Source organism: Micromonospora desertarenae (genome assembly GCF_056150265.1).
Map to the genome: position 1 here is coordinate 228,863 of NZ_JAXCFQ010000009.1, position 15,526 is coordinate 244,388.

The 15,526-nt window shown below is 73.7% G+C and carries 21 protein-coding genes; 12 read left to right on the top strand and 9 right to left on the bottom strand.

The window, feature by feature from the left end:
• Positions 1-17: 17 nt before the first annotated feature.
• Positions 18-533: an NUDIX hydrolase gene (locus SM577_RS20130; RefSeq protein WP_474579661.1), complete on the bottom strand. Its 516-nt coding sequence runs from the start codon at positions 531-533 to the stop codon at positions 18-20.
• A gap of 453 nt (positions 534-986) precedes the next feature.
• On the opposite strand from SM577_RS20130, the gene SM577_RS20135 reads away from it, so the two are divergent.
• Together SM577_RS20135 and SM577_RS20140 are read left to right on the top strand one after the other, a co-directional pair.
• Positions 987-3,002 carry a hypothetical protein gene (locus SM577_RS20135; protein WP_474587701.1) on the top strand — a complete coding sequence of 672 codons (2,016 nt, stop codon included), beginning with the start codon at positions 987-989 and terminating at the stop codon, positions 3,000-3,002.
• A 297-nt stretch (positions 3,003-3,299) separates the two neighbouring features.
• Positions 3,300-3,491, top strand: a complete 192-nt coding sequence (locus SM577_RS20140) for a helix-turn-helix transcriptional regulator (protein WP_302921350.1) — start codon at positions 3,300-3,302, stop codon at positions 3,489-3,491.
• Between the two features lie 30 nt (positions 3,492-3,521).
• Here SM577_RS20140 and SM577_RS20145 read toward each other — a convergent pair whose 3' ends face one another.
• The 4 genes from SM577_RS20145 to SM577_RS20160 all read right to left on the bottom strand — a co-directional run bounded on the left by SM577_RS20145 (position 3,522) and on the right by SM577_RS20160 (position 5,866).
• Positions 3,522-3,770, bottom strand: a complete 249-nt coding sequence (locus SM577_RS20145) for a hypothetical protein (RefSeq protein ID WP_302921351.1) — start codon at positions 3,768-3,770, stop codon at positions 3,522-3,524.
• Positions 3,771-3,791: 21 nt separating this feature from the next.
• Entirely contained in the window at positions 3,792-4,634 is an 843-nt protein-coding gene (gene blaOXA, locus SM577_RS20150) for a class D beta-lactamase (protein WP_474587702.1), read from the bottom strand.
• 73 nt (positions 4,635-4,707) lie between these two features.
• Positions 4,708-5,133 carry an OsmC family protein gene (locus SM577_RS20155; RefSeq protein ID WP_302921353.1) on the bottom strand — a complete coding sequence of 142 codons (426 nt, stop codon included), beginning with the start codon at positions 5,131-5,133 and terminating at the stop codon, positions 4,708-4,710.
• A 130-nt stretch (positions 5,134-5,263) separates the two neighbouring features.
• Positions 5,264-5,866: a DUF4291 domain-containing protein gene (locus SM577_RS20160; RefSeq protein WP_474587703.1), complete on the bottom strand. Its 603-nt coding sequence runs from the start codon at positions 5,864-5,866 to the stop codon at positions 5,264-5,266.
• A gap of 94 nt (positions 5,867-5,960) precedes the next feature.
• On the opposite strand from SM577_RS20160, the gene SM577_RS20165 reads away from it, so the two are divergent.
• The gene (locus tag SM577_RS20165; RefSeq protein ID WP_474587704.1) at positions 5,961-6,455 is read left to right on the top strand and encodes a type II toxin-antitoxin system PemK/MazF family toxin; all 495 of its coding nucleotides are present in this window, start codon (positions 5,961-5,963) and stop codon (positions 6,453-6,455) included.
• A 16-nt stretch (positions 6,456-6,471) separates the two neighbouring features.
• On the opposite strand, the gene SM577_RS20170 is transcribed toward SM577_RS20165, so the two are convergent.
• Positions 6,472-7,119 carry a flavodoxin family protein gene (locus tag SM577_RS20170; protein WP_474587705.1) on the bottom strand — a complete coding sequence of 216 codons (648 nt, stop codon included), beginning with the start codon at positions 7,117-7,119 and terminating at the stop codon, positions 6,472-6,474.
• Positions 7,120-7,276: 157 nt separating this feature from the next.
• Here SM577_RS20170 and SM577_RS20175 point away from each other — a divergent pair, with 157 nt between their 5' ends.
• From SM577_RS20175 to SM577_RS20185, 3 genes are all read left to right on the top strand, one after another.
• Positions 7,277-7,621 carry an ArsR/SmtB family transcription factor gene (locus SM577_RS20175; RefSeq protein ID WP_088994463.1) on the top strand — a complete coding sequence of 115 codons (345 nt, stop codon included), beginning with the start codon at positions 7,277-7,279 and terminating at the stop codon, positions 7,619-7,621.
• The gene (locus SM577_RS20180) at positions 7,605-8,078 is read left to right on the top strand and encodes an SRPBCC family protein (RefSeq protein WP_302921359.1); all 474 of its coding nucleotides are present in this window, start codon (positions 7,605-7,607) and stop codon (positions 8,076-8,078) included. Before SM577_RS20175 ends, SM577_RS20180 begins: the two co-directional genes overlap by 17 nt.
• Before the next feature lie 102 nt (positions 8,079-8,180).
• Entirely contained in the window at positions 8,181-8,360 is a 180-nt protein-coding gene (locus SM577_RS20185; protein WP_474579656.1) for a hypothetical protein, read from the top strand.
• Between the two features lie 21 nt (positions 8,361-8,381).
• Here the strand turns inward: SM577_RS20185 and SM577_RS20190 are convergent, their stop codons facing one another.
• Positions 8,382-9,032, bottom strand: coding sequence for a GGDEF domain-containing protein (locus tag SM577_RS20190; RefSeq protein ID WP_302921361.1), 651 nt, complete (start codon positions 9,030-9,032; stop codon positions 8,382-8,384).
• A gap of 232 nt (positions 9,033-9,264) precedes the next feature.
• Here SM577_RS20190 and SM577_RS20195 point away from each other — a divergent pair, with 232 nt between their 5' ends.
• The 6 genes from SM577_RS20195 (at position 9,265) to SM577_RS20220 (ending at position 14,475) form a co-directional block, all read left to right on the top strand.
• Positions 9,265-9,504: a DUF397 domain-containing protein gene (locus SM577_RS20195; RefSeq protein WP_302921362.1), complete on the top strand. Its 240-nt coding sequence runs from the start codon at positions 9,265-9,267 to the stop codon at positions 9,502-9,504.
• Positions 9,505-9,626: 122 nt separating this feature from the next.
• Positions 9,627-10,514 (top strand): helix-turn-helix domain-containing protein, encoded by an 888-nt coding sequence (locus SM577_RS20200; protein WP_302921363.1) that lies wholly within the window; start codon positions 9,627-9,629, stop codon positions 10,512-10,514.
• A gap of 82 nt (positions 10,515-10,596) precedes the next feature.
• Positions 10,597-11,445, top strand: a complete 849-nt coding sequence (locus tag SM577_RS20205; RefSeq protein ID WP_474587706.1) for an SAM-dependent methyltransferase — start codon at positions 10,597-10,599, stop codon at positions 11,443-11,445.
• A gap of 152 nt (positions 11,446-11,597) precedes the next feature.
• Positions 11,598-12,662: a LacI family DNA-binding transcriptional regulator gene (locus SM577_RS20210; protein WP_302921365.1), complete on the top strand. Its 1,065-nt coding sequence runs from the start codon at positions 11,598-11,600 to the stop codon at positions 12,660-12,662.
• A 2-nt stretch (positions 12,663-12,664) separates the two neighbouring features.
• Positions 12,665-12,868: a hypothetical protein gene (locus tag SM577_RS20215; protein ID WP_302921366.1), complete on the top strand. Its 204-nt coding sequence runs from the start codon at positions 12,665-12,667 to the stop codon at positions 12,866-12,868.
• A 125-nt stretch (positions 12,869-12,993) separates the two neighbouring features.
• Positions 12,994-14,475 carry a serine/threonine-protein kinase gene (locus tag SM577_RS20220; protein WP_474587707.1) on the top strand — a complete coding sequence of 494 codons (1,482 nt, stop codon included), beginning with the start codon at positions 12,994-12,996 and terminating at the stop codon, positions 14,473-14,475.
• 6 nt (positions 14,476-14,481) lie between these two features.
• On the opposite strand, the gene SM577_RS20225 is transcribed toward SM577_RS20220, so the two are convergent.
• Positions 14,482-15,384 carry an MOSC domain-containing protein gene (locus tag SM577_RS20225; RefSeq protein WP_474587708.1) on the bottom strand — a complete coding sequence of 301 codons (903 nt, stop codon included), beginning with the start codon at positions 15,382-15,384 and terminating at the stop codon, positions 14,482-14,484.
• Positions 15,381-15,512 (bottom strand): hypothetical protein, encoded by a 132-nt coding sequence (locus SM577_RS20230; protein WP_474587709.1) that lies wholly within the window; start codon positions 15,510-15,512, stop codon positions 15,381-15,383. The genes SM577_RS20225 and SM577_RS20230 overlap by 4 nt, the downstream gene beginning before the upstream one ends.
• Positions 15,513-15,526: the final 14 nt, after the last annotated feature.

Sequence of the window (15,526 nt, forward strand, 5' to 3'; positions counted from 1 at the left end):
ACCGGTTTGCGGTGCGGTCAGGACCACAGCTCGAACGGCTCGTCGATCTCCTCGCCGGCCAGGAAGCCGGTCAGCAGCGCGGGCAGCCGGCCGGGGTAGAACCGCTCGCCGCTGGCCACCAGCTCGGGGATCGGCCACCACCGGAACCCGAAGTAGTCCTCCAGCTCGTAGTCGAGCCGGTCCGCCTCGTCCACGTCCGGCCCGGGGCCGGCCAGCCGCACCGGGACGATCACCTCGTCCTGGAGGTGCCGTCGCTGCCGGTGCACGAAGCTGGCCCGTCGCCGCCAGGTGGGCGGGCCGATCTGCGCCGGGTCGGCCACGATGCCGGTCTCCTCGCGCAGCTCGCGCACGGCCGTGTCCAGGTACGTCTCGCCGGGGTCCATCCCGCCGCCGGGCAGCTCCCACCAGGTGCCCAGCCGGGGGTGGTCCGGGTCACGGGTGTGGAACAGCAGCACCCGGTCGTCGCCGTCGAGCACCACCAGCCGTACCGCGCTGCGCTCGAAGACCGGCAGGTCGTCGGGCAGTTCGACCATGTTCCCCCCTGGTGTACGCGCGGCCGGTCCGGCCGTGCGCTCGACCGTAGCCGGTGGCGCCGCGCCCGTTGACCTCCGGGTTGGGCGGCGTTCCACGCCCACCTGGCCATACTCAACCAGCTCGCCAACTGGTCACCGGGCGCCGACCGGGACGGCGCGTCGACCTGACCGGCCGGAGCGCGCTGTTCCGCCTGGTACGGGCCGGGCGTCGAGGAGTTGGCCGGCGAGAAGCGGTCCGATCTGATCGGGCGCGTCAGGGCGCTGGCCGCTCGGTCGGGTCACCTGACGACACGGATCCAGCGCCGTTCCGCCCAGGGCCGAAAAGTAAGCAGCACGTGGTAGCCGATGCTCGTCCTCAGTGACTCCATCGAAAGAGGTGATAGACGGGATGGTGTCCGGCGGGTTACGGTCCTTGGCGTAATTGCCGAGACGTCGACATGTGCCGGAGGTAGGATGCGCTTTCGAAGCAGTCTGATCGCTGTGGCCACGGCGGCCGCGATGGCCTCGACACTCCTGGCGCCCGCCACGGCCCTGGGCGCCCCGACACCATCCGTCACGGTGGAGGACCACGGTGTCATTCCGCTGACCGCCGTGACCGCCGCCGGGGCCGCCTCCGGGAACATGCCGGATGGCAGTGCTCGCACGTGGACGGTGGTCTCCGGTGAGCCGGCCTACCTGGCCGAGATCGACCCACTCACGGGCGACGTGATCGCCACCTACCCGCTCGACGGCGCGGGCGGTGCCTGGGGTGTCGAGATCGCCGCGGACGGCACGGTCTGGGTCGCGAGCTACGGAAACGGCAACCTCTACTACCTGCCCTACAAGGCAGCCGCGGCGGTGAAGGCCGGCCAGGCCACTCCCGACGCGAGTTTCCTCTGGCAGGTGGACACCGACGCCAACGGCGTGGCGTACACGGGCACCTTCGAGGGCTTCGCCGGAGGATCGACGCTGCCGGGCGCCCACGTCGTGGCCTACGACAAGTCAACCGGCCGGTGGCGCGACTACGGCACCTTGGGGGAGCAGTACACCTACGTGCGGTCGACCGCGGTCGTCGGCGACAAGGTCTACGCCGGCACCGGGACGCAGGCTGCCTTCTTCGAGATCGACATCGCTACCGGGGACAAGCGACAGATCCCGCTGCCGGAGGGCCGTGCCGATTGCCAGTTCACCTACGAGTTGGCGACCTCCGGAACCGACTTGTTCGTCCGGTTCGAGTGCACGAAGAAGAACATCGGTTACGTCTACGACACCGTCGCCGGCACCTGGAAGGCCGGGCCGTGGAACGACTACCTGATGCAGCGCGTGGGACGGGACAGTGCCGGCAACACCTACATCGCGCTCCTCGAAGGCGGTGTTCCGGTCCTGCACCGGTACGCCCCCGACGGCACGCTGACCAACCTCGGCGTGAAGATGGGCACCAAGGTGGGTGTCGTGACCTCCGGCGGTGCCGAGTACGTCGTCGGCGCGTACGGCAAGGTCCTGCAGTACTACAACCTGACGACGGGCGCCCACGCTGAACTGGCACCGGCGCTGCAAGGGACGCCGGTGGCCCCGCGATCGGCAACCCTGGGACCCGCCGGCCAGGTCCACGTCGGCGGCTACTTCTCCGGCGGTTTCGCGAGCTACTCACCCGGCCAGGACGCGTGGACGTTCGACCCGCGGCTGGGCCAGGCGGAGAACCTGGTGACGGTCGGCGAGCGCCTCTACGCCGGCGTCTACCCGGGCGCCAAGATCTTCGAGGTCGACCCGACGCGGCCACTCACCAACGGGAATCCGGTCCAGGTCTTCGATCTCACGGCGTCCGGCCAGGATCGTCCGTTCGCCATGGCGGATGCCGGCGGCGTCCTCGCTGTGGGGACGGTACCGGGCTACGGCCAACTGCAGTCCAGCCTGGCGATCTACGATCCGGCGACCGGCACGGTGGACACGTACTTCGACCTCGTCGAGGACCAGAGCATCCTGACGCTGGCCTATGCCGACGGGATCCTCTACGGCGGCACGTCCGTCTACGGCGGTAACGGTATCGCCCCGACCCAGCAGAACGCGCGGGTCTTCGCCTTCTCCATGGCCACCCGCAGACTGCTGTGGAGCCAGGAGATCGTCGGGCACGCCCAGGTGACCGCCGTCGCGGTGACGTCGGGCAACCAGGTTTGGGCGGCTACCAACGGCAGCCTCTTCGCGCTCGAGAGAAATGCGGGGCGCCAGCTCTACAGCAAGACGGTCAGGGCCTTCGACTGGGGCAACTTCGCGGGCGGCACCTGGCAGGCCGACACGCTTAGCTACAACGCCGCGGACGGCTACCTGTACGGATCCGTTGGCGACAACGTCGTTCGGATCAAGCCGGTCGGCCAGCGCGAGCTTTTCGTGGTCCCCAACGCCAAGGGCAACTGGTTGGTTCTCGACGGGCAACGCACGTACTGGGTCGACGGGCAACACCTGAAGAGCGCTCGCTGGCCAGTCAGCAACTGACCGACCCGCAAACGGCACAGTGGTGAGGGCGTCCGGCTCGATCCGTCCGGGGTGGACACGCTCCTGCTGGTGCTCCCAAGGGCGGGCATGACCGGTTCAGGTGACCATCGAGGCGCGCTACGCCTCGTCGGTCGTTCGAACCGAGTGATGCCCGCCCCGCCGGCTCGACGTGCCGGCCCACGCCTTCTGCGAGATGACCGGGGTGCTCGCGCCCTACCGCGGGCGGGGTCGGTCCCTGGTGTTGAAACCGCTCGCGATCCGCTTCGCCCGGTAGTCGGGTCAGCTAGTGTCCCCGCCATGAAGCGGCTCAGGCTGGTCGGCTCGGCAGAGATCCGCGTCATGCTGGGTGGGATCTCGCGTCAGCGGGTCTACCAGATCACCAACCGCCGCGACTTTCCCGAGCCGGTGGCGCAGCTGTCCATGGGTAACGTCTGGCTCGCCGAGGACGTCGAGAAGTGGATCGCCGAGAAGCGGTCGGATCTGGACTAGGAGCGCCAGGACGCTAACTGCGCGGCCGGGTCACTTGACGACATGGAAATCGGGGTGGGCGATCCACGCGGCCATCGCCACCGCATCGAGGTACACGGCATCGCCGGCTCGTACGCAGCGGCCCGCATCCAGGACGTCGAGCAGGTCCACGGTGGGCGGGCCGGAGAACTCGACGAACACGCAGCCCGGCGACCTGCCGGTAGCCCCATTCGCTGTCCCGGGGCGAAGCTCGCGGACCGGAGACACCGGAATGATCTTGCGGAACGCGGCTTTCTCCACGTGGGGCTTCCTCCGAATTCCTCACTCGGTGGGTAGCGCGCCGAGGCGGTGCAGCAACCGTCGGCCCAGCGGCAGCCGCTGGTCGGCGTCCGCGTCGGTGGTGGCGTCCACGTTCAGGGCGAACGTCCAGAGCCGGTCGCCGCGCTCGACCCAGCCGACCCACCAGCCGGTGCCGGGATCGGTGGCGTCGGTCAGGCCGGTCTTGCCGTACAGGCTGTGCTCGGCGGTGCGCTCCAGACGCAGGATGTCCCGTACGGTCGCCTGGTGGGCGGGGTCGGCCGGCAGGTCGCCACGGGCCAGCCGGGCCAGCCACCGGGCCTGCTCGTCGGCCGAGATCTCCAGCGGCCCGCTCAGCCAGAACCGGTCCACCGCCGGGCCGACCTCGCCGTTGCCGTAGCCGAGCCGGCTCAGCCACTCCCGCTCGCGCTCCGCGCCGATCCGCCGGGCCAGCTCCTGGAACACCGGGACGTTGGAGACCCGGATCGCGTCCCGCAGCCCCATGTCCCGCTCCCAGGCGGCGACGCGCTGCGGGCGGCCGCCGTACGGGATCTTCTCGTGCTCGTCGCGCACCACGCCGGTCTCCAGCGCGATCAGGCTGTGCGGGATCTTGAAGGTGGACGCCGGGATGAACCGGCGCTCGGCCCGTGCCCGATCCACCATCACGACGCGGCCGGCCGACACGTCGTACAGCACGAAGGTGCCGCGCAACCCGGCCTGCCGGAACAGGGCGGCGAGGTCGTCGCGGGTCTCGACCACCGGCGCGGCGGCCGACGGGCCCGGCGTCGCGGTGGTGGCGACCGCCGACGGCCCCGCGACCGGCGACCCGCCCGACGACCCGCCGTCGGTGCAGCCGGTCAGCAGCATCAGCGCGAGAACGGCGGCGACGGCGCTCCGGCGGGATGGTCCGGCCCCACCGGCGCCGCGCCGGCGTGCCGGATCAGGCACCGACGCCGCCCACCACGTCGGCCCGGCCCAGCCGCACCGGCGTGCCCGCGCGTAGCGAGTTGGGGATCTCCGCGATCGCGTCCACCCGGCCGACCAGCTCGCCGAGCCGCTCGGCCGGGGCGTTCCCCTCGACCAGGACGTCGTAGGTGATCTCCGTCGAGACCGCCGGCTCGCCGGTGAAGTCGCCGCGCACGGTCACCTCCACCCGCCACAGCTCGATGCCGGCCGCCCGTGCCTCCCGGAACAGGTCGTTGGAGACGCAGCCGGCCACCGCCAGGTAGAGCAACTGGCCCCCGTTGAACCCCAGGCCGTCGCCGCCGCCGTCCGCGGGTCGGTCCACCACCAGGGTGTACGCCCCGGCGGAGCCGATCGCCGCCGGCCTGCCGGGCAGGCTCCGCGTCCGTACCTCGAAGGTCATCCGCCACCGCCCTCGCCCGCGCCCGCACCGACCGCCCCAGTCAAGCACGCGCCGGCCGGACGCAGGCGGCATCGACGGCTCGACACCCGCTCGTCGTCGCCACCGGTCGGTACGCGGCGGGCGGGATCCGTCAGACTGTCGTCGCGCCGACCGCGGCGGCGACCTCGGGCGGCAGCGGGTACGGGCGCTCGGGCGGCAGCAGCGCCTCGGCGGCCGGGTCGTCGTCGGCGTCGAGCAACTCGCGGATGGCGCGGGCGGTCGGGGTCACGTCGGTCAGGCCGACCAGCCACTCGTCGACGTACCGCCGCACCGCCTCGCCGGAGAGGCCGACCTGCACCGACCGGTGCGGCAGCGGAGCCAGCCGCAGCGACCGCTCCGGGTCCCACTGCACCCGGACCGGGCTGGCTCGCAACTGGCGCGACCAGGTCGCCCGGTCGGCGTACCGCTGTGGGTCGTAGCTGCTCAGGCAGGCGTGCGCCAGCGCCCACTCGAACCCGGCCCGGGTGATCTCGACGGCCAGCACGCGTTCCTGCCCCGGCTTGGTGGCCCAGCCGCAGCGGTACATCATCCACCGGAACGACGGCTTGATCCAGGTCATCCGCTCCCGCTTGAACGGTGGCACGAAGCGTCCGGCGGCCAGCGCGGCGCGGGCGATCTCCGGCGGGTACGCCTGGTAGACGGTGATGGTCTCCGCGCCGTAGCGGGCGCGGACCTGGTGGGCGGGCATGGACATGCCGACGATCATCGACGAGACCACCGGGGGAGTTCCACCGGATTGCCGCCGGCCTGCGCCGGGCCGGCGGGGCGCGGGGGATAGGCTGCCGGCCGTGGCTGCTCTGTTGAGGAACGTGGCGGCGCGCATCGGTCGGGTGGGCAGCGCGGTCGTCCCGCGTCCCCGGCGGTCCGGGCCCGCGCCGGCCCAGGTCGCCCGCCGGCGCCAGGTCGCCGCGTTGCAGCGCCGTGAGCTGACGTACGCCCCGGAGCTGGACGGGCACGCCGACCCCGGGGAGATCGTCTGGACCTGGGTGCCGTACGAGGACGACCCGCGCCAGGGCAAGGACCGCCCGGTGCTGGTCGTCGGCCGGCACAGCCGGACGCTGTTCGGGCTGATGCTGTCCAGCCAGAGCGAGCGGGACGGGCAGCGGCACTGGCTGGCCCTCGGCCCGGGGGCCTGGGACCGGGACAACCGGCCGAGCTGGGTGCGGCTGGACCGGGTGCTGACCATGCGCGAGGACAGCATCCGGCGGGAGGGTGCGGTGCTGGACCGGGCCCGCTTCGACCGGGTGGGCCGGGCGCTGCGCGCCGGCTACGGGTGGCGCTGACCCGGCGTCAGCCCGGTCAGGCCGGCTCCCGGCTGGGACCGACCCCGGCGTTCGTGGCGCCCGGTGGCGGGTACGGCCGCTCGGCCAGCAGCCGGGCCAGGTGCGCGGCGTTGAGCGCCAGCGCCTTCGTGGTGCGGCCGGTGGTGTCCGGCTTCGGCCCGGCGTCGCGGTAGTCGAGCTTGTGCAGCGCCTCGCCGACCCAGTAGGTGGCGCCGGCGGCCGGGCAGGTGAACCCGACCTCGTTGAGCGCCTGCTGCACCTGGCCGATGGTGTGGTGCGCACCGTCCTCGTTGCCGACCACCGCCACGCCGGCCACCTTCCCGTACGTGCGCAGCCGGCCCTCGGTGTCGGTTTCGGACAGTTCCGCGTCGAGCCGTTCGAGGACGAGCTTGCACACGCTGGACGGCTGGCCGAGCCAGATCGGCGTGGCGATGACGAGGATCTGCGCCGCCAGCAGTTTGGTCCGTAGCGAGGGCCACTCGTCGCCGTCGCCCTCGTCGGTGGAGACCCCGAACCGTACGTCGTGGTCGACCACCCGGATCAGCTCGCCGTCGACGCCCTGTTCGGCGAGGGCGGCGAGCACCTCCCGCCCGAGCAGGTCGGAGCTCGACGGGGCGGGTGACCGCTTCAACGTGCAGTTGAGCACCAGGGCGCGGATCGACACGTCGGGTCCTTCCGTCGGGCAACTGTGGCCGACATACCCGACGGCCGGCGCGGAACACCTCGAACCACCGGAACCGTTTCCCGAACCGTCTTGACAGCAGCGCTCGGACGAGTATGTTCAACCCATCGGTTTATAAACCAGATGGTTGAGAGAGATGATGTCAGCAGATCCGGTCAGCACCGTCTTCGCCGCCCTCGCGGATCCGACCCGGCGGGCCATCCTGGCCCGGCTGGCGGCCGGCGAGGCGACCGTCAACGAGTTGGCGGAGCCGTTCCCGGTGAGCGTCCAGGCCATCTCCAAGCACCTCAACGTGCTGGAGCGGGCCGGGTTGATCGTGCGCACCCGCGAGGCGCAGTGGCGCCGGTGCCGCCTCGACCCGGCGCCGCTGCGCACGCTCGCCGAGTGGGTCGACCAGTATCGCCGGCTCTGGGACGACCGTTACGACACGTTGGACAGCTACCTGCGAGAACTGAAGGAGAACAGCGATGAGTCAGCTCAGTAACCTGGTCGTGGAGCTTCCCTCCGACCACGAGATCACCCTCACCCGCGTCTTCGACGCCCCGCGCGACCTGGTCTTCGCCGCGCACACCCAGGCGGAACACCTGAAGCGCTGGTGGGGGCGGGGCAACCCGCTCGACGTCGAGATCGATTTCCGGGTGGGCGGCCGCTACCGCTACGTCGAGCACGCCCAGGACGGCAACTCCTACGGCTTCCGGGGCGAGTTCCGCGAGATCCAGGCGCCGGAGCGGATCGTGCAGACCTTCGAGTACGAGGGCATGCCGGGACACGTCGCGGTGGAGACGCTGGTCTTCACCGAGCAGGACGGCCGCACCGTGGTCACCGGGACCACCCGCTTCGACACCAAGGAGGAGCGGGACGGCATGGTCGGCTCCGGGATGGAACAGGGCGCCGCCGAGTCCTACAACGCGCTCGAGGAGTACCTGAAGACCCTGGCCTGATCCGCCGGCGGAGCGCCGCGACCGGCACCGGCCGCGGCGCTCCGCCGTGCCGGCGGCGATATTCGGTACGCACGTACCGACCGCCGCTGGCACGGTGTACCGATGGCCGACGACCCGTTGCCGCTGACCGAGTGGGTGCACCGCGACTTCGGGGTGCGCCTCACCGCCACCGAGCCGGTCGACCTCGGCGCCGACCGGCGCGCCCTGCTGTGGCGGGCCGAGGCCGCCGACGGTAACCGGTACGCGGTCAAGCTGGGTGACCTGCGCCCGGCCCGGGCCTGACCGGCGCGCCCAGGGGCGTGGTCAGCACTCGGCGAGGCGGGGGCTGTCCACCAGCTGCCGGGGCGCCCGGCCGGTGCCGAGGCTCTTGGCCCGGTACATCGCGGCGTCGGCGCGCCCGAGCGCCTCGGTGAGCTGGGCCGGGCCGGTGACCGGCGCGAGCCCGACCGACGCGGTGACCCGTACGCTGCGGCCGCCGAGCGGGATGGGCGCGCCGAGCGTCTCGCCGAGCCGCCGGGTGGCGTGGTCGATCCACCGCCGGTCGACGGTCGGGCTGGCCAGCAGGCCGGCGAACTCGTCGCCGCCGAGCCGGGCCACCAGGTTGTCGCCGGCGAACGCGGTCAACCGCTCGGCGACGATGATCAGCACCTGGTCGCCGGCGGCGTGCCCGAAGCGGTCGTTGACCTGCTTGAAGTCGTCGAGGTCGACGACCACGGCGATCAGCGTCCGGCCGTCCGCGCGGGTGAGCAGGGTGGCGGCCAGGCGGTAGAAGGCGCGCCGGTTGGGCAGGCCGGTGAGCGGGTCGTGGCTGGCGGCGTGCCGTTCGGCCGCCAGCTCGGCCTGGAGATGCTCGATCTCGGCCTCGGCGCGCAGCGCCCGCTGCCGCAGCTGCCAGGAGGTGAGGAGCGCGCCAGCGGCGCAGATGCCGGACGCCACGGACATCGGATCCGGCACGAACCCTCCCATCGCGCAACGCCTCCGGCCGTCGCCGGGCGGCTGCTGTCCGGCCAGAACAAGCCGGCGCGGAGTAACTCAGCGTGAACGGCTGAGCACCATTCACGTGCGTTATCATGCTCGCCGTCCGATGCAGATGCAAGAGCAGATGCACGTGCAGGAAGCCTTTCGTCGACCGCCGCGGCAATCCCGGCCGGCGCCGGCGGGCTCCCGGAGAGAAAGACACCGCTTGATGCAGCAGCCACCCAACGGCGTTCCGATCAACCAGCTGCCCCCGCTCACCTGGCAGAAGAGCCGCCGGAGCAACCCCAGCGGCAACTGCGTCGAGCTGGCCGAGCTGCCCGGCGGGGCCGGCATCGCGGTGCGCAACTCCCGCTACCCGGAGGGTCCGGCGCTGATCTACACAGTGGACGAGATCGCCGCGTTCGTGCTCGGCGCGCGGGACGGGGACTTCGACCACCTGATCGGCTGACCGGCCGTCCCGTCGACCGGACCCGATCCGCCGGTTCGGAGGAGTACACCTCACTCACGGTTCATGGCATGCTTACACGTCGGCTGGGCGGGAGCGCCCGGTCGGGGTGCGGAGGGCGGCACATGACCATGGTTTCCGCAGAGGGCGGTCCGGCGACCGGCCCGACCGTGCTGCGGATGCTGCTGGGCGCCCAGTTACGGCGGCTGCGGGAGGCCAGCGGGGTGACCCGGGAGGGCGCCGGCTGGGAGATCCGCGCCTCCGAATCCAAGATCAGCCGGATGGAACTGGGCCGGGTCGGTTTCAAGGAGCGCGACGTCGCCGACCTGCTCACCCTCTACGGCGTCACCGCGCCCGAGGAGCGGGAACCGCTGCTCAAGCTCGCCCGCGACGCGAACAGCCCGGGCTGGTGGCACCGCTACGGCGACGTGCTGCCCAGCTGGTTCCAGTCCTACCTCGGGCTGGAGGCCGCCGCCGCGCTGATCCGCACCTACGAGGTGCAGTTCGTTCCCGGCCTGTTGCAGACCGCTGCGTACGCCCGGGCCGTGGTGCTGCTCGGCCACTCCCGGGCCGACGCCGCGGAGGTCGACCGCCGGGTCGACCTGCGGATGCGACGCCAGCAGCTGCTGCGCCGCCCGCAGCCGCCCCAGCTCTGGGCGGTGGTCGACGAGGCCGCGCTACGCCGGCCGATCGGCGGGCCGGCGGTGATGCGGGAACAGCTGACCGCGTTGATCGAGGCGACCGCGGCGCCGAACATCCGGTTGCAGGTCGTCCCGTTCACCGCGGGCGGCCACGCCGCGGCCGGCGGCGCCTTCAGCATCCTGCGCTTCGGCGACCAGGACCTGCCCGACATCGTCTACATCGAGCAGCTCACCAGCGCGCTCTACCTCGACAAGCGCGACGACCTCGACTACTACGCGGTGGCGATGGAGCGGCTCTGCGTCGAGGCCGAGCCGCCGGAACGGACGCCGGAACTGCTCGCTCGGATCCGCGACGAGCTCTACCCGCAGTGATCGGCTCTCCGGCGCTGGCATGGGCGACCAGCGACAGTGGACGGCCCCACCGGCGGGTGGCGCGAGAGTCGGGGAGGCGGCCGTGACCACCGATGCCCCGGGGCACCCGACCGGACCCGCCCACCGAAGCGACCGCATCGACACCTCGGTTGCCCACCCGGCCCGCCGCTACAACTACTGGCTCGGCGGCAAGGACAACTTCCAGGCCGACCGGGACTCCGGGGACGCCATCGCCGCCGCCTTCCCGACCATCCGCACCACCGCCCTGGAGAACCGCCGGTTCCTCCAGCGCGCCGTCGGCCACCTGGCCCGCGAGGCGGGCATCCGCCAGTTCCTCGACATCGGCACCGGCATCCCGACCGCCGACAACACCCACGAGGTCGCCCAGGCCGTCGCGCCCGAGTCCCGGGTGGTCTACGTCGACAACGACCCGATCGTGCTCGCCCACGCCCGGGCGCTGCTCACCAGTTCGGCCGAGGGCGCGACCGCGTACCTCGACGCGGACCTGCGCGGCCCGGAGCGGATCCTGGCCCACCCCGACCTGCGGCGCACCATCGACCTGTCCCGGCCGGTCGGGCTGATGCTGGTGGCGATCCTGCACTTCGTCCCGGACTCCGACGACCCGTGGGGCGTGGTCGGCCGGCTGCTCGACGCGCTGCCCGCCGGCAGTTACCTGGCCGCGTCGCACGCCACCGCCGACCACCTGCCGCCGGAGGTCGCCGCGGAGGCGAGGGCGGCGGGCCGGGCCGGCGGCCCGCACGGCCTGATCGCCCTGCGCAGCCGCGCCGAGGTTGCCCGGTTCTTCACCGGCCTCGACCTGGTCGAGCCCGGCCTCACCTCGGTCGCCGAGTGGCGGGCCGACGGCGAACCACGGCCCCGCCCGTCGGCCGCCGAGGTCAGCATGTACGGAGCGGTCGCCCGCAAGCCCTGACCGCCGCCCCGCCCGCCGGTCACCGCACCGTCGGTCGCGCCGGGGAACCGCACGTCCGACGGTCGTTTTCGGCATTCCCGTTGACCGATGTGCGCCCTCCGGCTAGCCTCTGAATCGATCCAGACTGAATCGATCCAGAAGGAGGCGTGCCGGTGAAGCCGACCTTGCAAGCCGTGGCGGACGCCGTCGGCGTCTCCCGCAGCACCGTCTCCAACGCCTACAGCCGTCCCGACCAGCTCTCCGCCGAGCTGCGCCGGCGGATCCTGGAGACCGCCCAGCGGATCGGCTACCCCGGTCCCAACCCCACCGCGCGGTCGCTGCGACGCGGCTACGTCGGCGCGATCGGCGTGCTCTTCGAGCCGGTGCTGTCGTACGCCTTCACCGACCCGTTCGCGGTCCGCTTCCTGGCCGGCGTCGCCGCCGCGGCCGAGCGGCACGGCACCAGCCTGCTGCTCGTGCCGGTGCCGCCCGACGAGTCCGCCGCCCGGCGGGCGGTGGAGAACGCCGCGGTCGACGGGTTCTGCGTCTACTGCGTCGGCGACGAGGGCTGGGTGGTCGACGTGCTCCGCGAGCGGGGCCTGCCGATCGTCACCACCGTGCCCCGCCCGGACGCCGGCCCCGCCGACCGGTACGTCGGCATCGACGAGCGCGCCGCGGCCCGGTCGATCGCCGCCCACGTGGCCGGGCTCGGTCACCGGCGGGTGGCGCTGCTCGGCGACGGCGTGCTGCCGGGCGCGACGCCGGGCCCGCTGCGGCTCGCCGGGCCGGACGACGCCCCGCACCCCACCACCCGGGGCCGGCTCGCCGGGTTCGCCGACGCCTTCGCCGAGGTCGGCGTCGACTGGTCCGAGCTGACCGTACTCAACGCGGCCGACAACAGCCGGGCGGCCGGCGCCGCGGCGGTGACCGACACGCTCGCCGCGGCCGACCCGCCGACCGCCGTGCTCGCCTGCTCCGACGTGCTGGCGCTGGGCGTGCTCGACGCGCTCGCCGCCCACGGCGACCCCGGCCGGCCGCCGGTCTCGGTGACCGGCTTCGACGACATCGCCGAGGCCGCCGAGGTCGGCCTCACCACCGTCCGCCAGCCGGCCGAGGAGAAGGGGCGCATCGCCGCCGAACTGCTGCTCGACCCGCCCACCGAACCCACCGCCGGGCACGTCCTGCTGCCCACCGCACTCGTCGTCCGGTCGACCACCGGACCCGTCCCGAGGAGTTGACCATGGAACAGCCCACCGGCTACATCTTCGCCATCGACGCGGTGACCCGACACGTCAACTCCGCCCGGCCGGACGCGCCGGTCCGCCCCGAGCGGCCCCGGTCGGCCCGGCTCGCGCCCACCCGCCGAGCCACCGCCGCCGCGCTGCGCCGGCTCGCCGACCGGATCCAGCCGGCGCCGCTGCCGGCGCCGCCGCGCTGCTCGTAGCCGCCCTCGCGGGTGGCGGCCGCCACCCGCGAGACCGGACGTACCGGCACGATCGGGCACGGCCGGTGCCGGACCGGGCACCGCGGCTGGTGGCCGGTCCGGCGGGCCAGGCAGACTGGATGCCTATGTCGCCGTTCAGTCCCAGCCTTCGGTTGCACGACCGGTACGTCCTGCGCGAGCGCATCGGCCTCGGCGGGATGTCCGAGGTGTGGCGCGCCGACGACGAGGTGCTCGGTCGCCCGGTCGCGGTGAAGGCGCTCGCCGGCGAGTTGGCCGCCGACCCGCAGCTGCGGGCCACCATCCAGCGCGAGGCCCGCGCCGCTGCCCGGCTCACCCACCCGCACGTCACCCAGGTGTACGACTACGGCGAAGCGACCCTGGCCGGCGGCACGGTGGTGCCGTACCTGGTGATGGAGCTGGTCGAGGGGCGCAACCTGGCCGACCGGCTCACCACCGGCCCGCTCGCCTGGCCCGACGCGGTGCGGATGGCCGGCCAGGTCGCCGCGGCGCTCGCCGCCGCCCACCGCATCGGGGTGGTGCACCGCGACATCAAGCCGGGCAACGTCATGCTCACCGACACCGGCGCCAAGGTGCTCGACTTCGGCATCGCCGCCCTCGCCGGCCCGCACCATCCGCTCGCCGGGCAGACCGGCGAGCTGCTGATGGGCACGCCGGCCTACTTCGCCCCGGAGCGGATGAGGCCCGGGGCGCCGGATCCGGCCAGCGACGTCTACGCCCTCGGCGCGCTGCTCTACCGCACCCTCACCGGTCGGGCCCCGCTGCCCGTGCAGACCTGGGAGGACGCGATGGAGGTGCACGCCCGGCACACCCCGGTGCCCCCGCTGCGGATCCCCGGCCTGCCCGCCGACATCGCCGAGCTGACCCTGGCCTGCCTGGCCGCCGACCCGGCCCGCCGCCCCACCGCGGCGCAGCTGGCCGGCCGGTTCGGCGCCGGTCAGCCGGCCGACCCGCCGACCGCCATCCTGCCGGCCGTGCCCGTCGGCACCGCCCGCCCGCCGGCCGGGCACCCGCCCACCCTGGTCGACCGGTCCCTGGCGCACCCCCGGCCGGCCGCCGGGGCGGTGCCGGGCCCGACGGCGCCCCAGCGGGCGCCCGACCGGCCGAACCGGGCGCTGACCGGGCTGGTCGCCGCCGGCCTGGCGCTGCTGGTCGGCCTGGTCGGGGTGCTCGTCCTCGCCGACGGCGACGGCAACGCGCCGAGCGCGGCCGGCCCGTCCGCCACCGCCCCGGCCGCGCCGCCCAGCCGCAGCGAGCCGGCGCCGGAGCCGAGCAGCGCCCCACCGTCGACCGGCAGCGGAGCGCAGCCGGTCGGGTTCCGGCAACTCGCCGCCGAGTTCGCCGCGCTGCTCGCCCAGATCCAGGCCCGCGGCGAGATCGACCGGCGGACGGTCGAGGAGCTGCGGGACAAGCTCGTCGACCTGGCCCGGGGCAAGCCGAAGGACCGCGCCAAGCGGATCGAGGACCTGCGCAAGCGCATCGCCGAGGCGGAGGAGCGGGAACGGATCTCGCCGGACGCCGCCGACCGCCTGAACGACCTGCTCGACCGGGTCACCGGGGTGCCCGGCGACAACGAGGACGACGACTGAGCCGGCTCAGCCGACCTCGACCGGCGCCCCCTGCGCGACCCGCCCGGCCCGCACCACCTGTGCGTACGCGCCGACGCAGGGCTGCGGGTCGAGCTGGGGCAGGGGCGCGATCCGGTTGAGCCGGGCCGGCGCCCGCAGCGCCGCCACCGCACGGGGCAGCCCGCCGTGCGCCAGGGTCGGCACCGCGCAGCGCGGCGTGGCCGCGAGCACCCGCAGCACCAGGGCATCGCCGATCCGCAGCTCGCGCCCGACCCAGTCGTTCTCCACGAACCCGTCGGCCGCGACGTCGATCACCAGGTTCGGCCGGTAGCGCACCGGCTCGAAGCCGCCGCCGGGCCCGTCACCGCGCTCCGGCGCCCCGATGGTGTCGCCGAGCGGGCCGGCGCTGCCGGGCGCGTGCGCCGCCCCGCTGCCGCCGGCGGCCAGCCGGCGCAGGGTGGCGGTGGTGACCAGGTGGATCGGGGCGAAGTCGAAGAACGTCCCCGGCGCGGCGGTGCCGAGCGGGCTCAGGTCCACCGGCACGTCCGCGGTGACGCCGGCGTCCAGCACCGCCTCCGGACGGGCCCGGTCCAGCACCGCCCCGTCGGGCGGGGTGCCGGTCAGCGTCACCGGCGCGCCGAGCACCCGGGACAAAATCTCGTCCACGTCGCCGTCCACACTCGACACTATCCGCCCGTCGGGCAGGGTGATCCGCACCGGTCCGGGCGCGGCGCCGGCCGCCCGGAGGGTGAGCAGGCCGCGCCAGTGCCGGGGGTGCTTGGCGCTGGCCACCCGGCCGGTCTCCCGGTGCACCAGGGCCAGCCCCCGGTCGCCGGCCACCCCCGTCGCGGTCACCTCGGCCGCGCCCAGCCGCTCGCCGAGCATCGACTTGACCGGGTACCGCCAGAGCTGGGCCAGCCGGCCGGTCATCCGGTCGCCCCGGCCCGGATCAGGGCGGCCGCCTCGGCCACCCGGTCGGCCACGTACGGGCCGAGCCGCGTCCGGACGGCGACCACGTCGGCGTCCCGGCCGGAGGCGAGGGGGAGCGACACTGTCACGCCGCCACCCTAGC

Coding starts and splice junctions, on each gene's coding strand:
- SM577_RS20130 (WP_474579661.1), bottom strand. CDS start 533: ATGGTCGAACTGCCCGACGACCTGCCGGTCTTCGAGCGCAGCGCGGTA.
- SM577_RS20135 (WP_474587701.1), top strand. CDS start 987: ATGCGCTTTCGAAGCAGTCTGATCGCTGTGGCCACGGCGGCCGCGATG.
- SM577_RS20140 (WP_302921350.1), top strand. CDS start 3,300: ATGAAGCGGCTCAGGCTGGTCGGCTCGGCAGAGATCCGCGTCATGCTG.
- blaOXA (WP_474587702.1), bottom strand. CDS start 4,634: ATGCTGCTGACCGGCTGCACCGACGGCGGGTCGTCGGGCGGGTCGCCG.
- SM577_RS20155 (WP_302921353.1), bottom strand. CDS start 5,133: ATGACCTTCGAGGTACGGACGCGGAGCCTGCCCGGCAGGCCGGCGGCG.
- SM577_RS20160 (WP_474587703.1), bottom strand. CDS start 5,866: ATGTCCATGCCCGCCCACCAGGTCCGCGCCCGCTACGGCGCGGAGACC.
- SM577_RS20175 (WP_088994463.1), top strand. CDS start 7,277: ATGTCAGCAGATCCGGTCAGCACCGTCTTCGCCGCCCTCGCGGATCCG.
- SM577_RS20180 (WP_302921359.1), top strand. CDS start 7,605: ATGAGTCAGCTCAGTAACCTGGTCGTGGAGCTTCCCTCCGACCACGAG.
- SM577_RS20185 (WP_474579656.1), top strand. CDS start 8,181: ATGGCCGACGACCCGTTGCCGCTGACCGAGTGGGTGCACCGCGACTTC.
- SM577_RS20195 (WP_302921362.1), top strand. CDS start 9,265: ATGCAGCAGCCACCCAACGGCGTTCCGATCAACCAGCTGCCCCCGCTC.
- SM577_RS20200 (WP_302921363.1), top strand. CDS start 9,627: ATGACCATGGTTTCCGCAGAGGGCGGTCCGGCGACCGGCCCGACCGTG.
- SM577_RS20215 (WP_302921366.1), top strand. CDS start 12,665: ATGGAACAGCCCACCGGCTACATCTTCGCCATCGACGCGGTGACCCGA.
- SM577_RS20220 (WP_474587707.1), top strand. CDS start 12,994: ATGTCGCCGTTCAGTCCCAGCCTTCGGTTGCACGACCGGTACGTCCTG.
- SM577_RS20225 (WP_474587708.1), bottom strand. CDS start 15,384: ATGACCGGCCGGCTGGCCCAGCTCTGGCGGTACCCGGTCAAGTCGATG.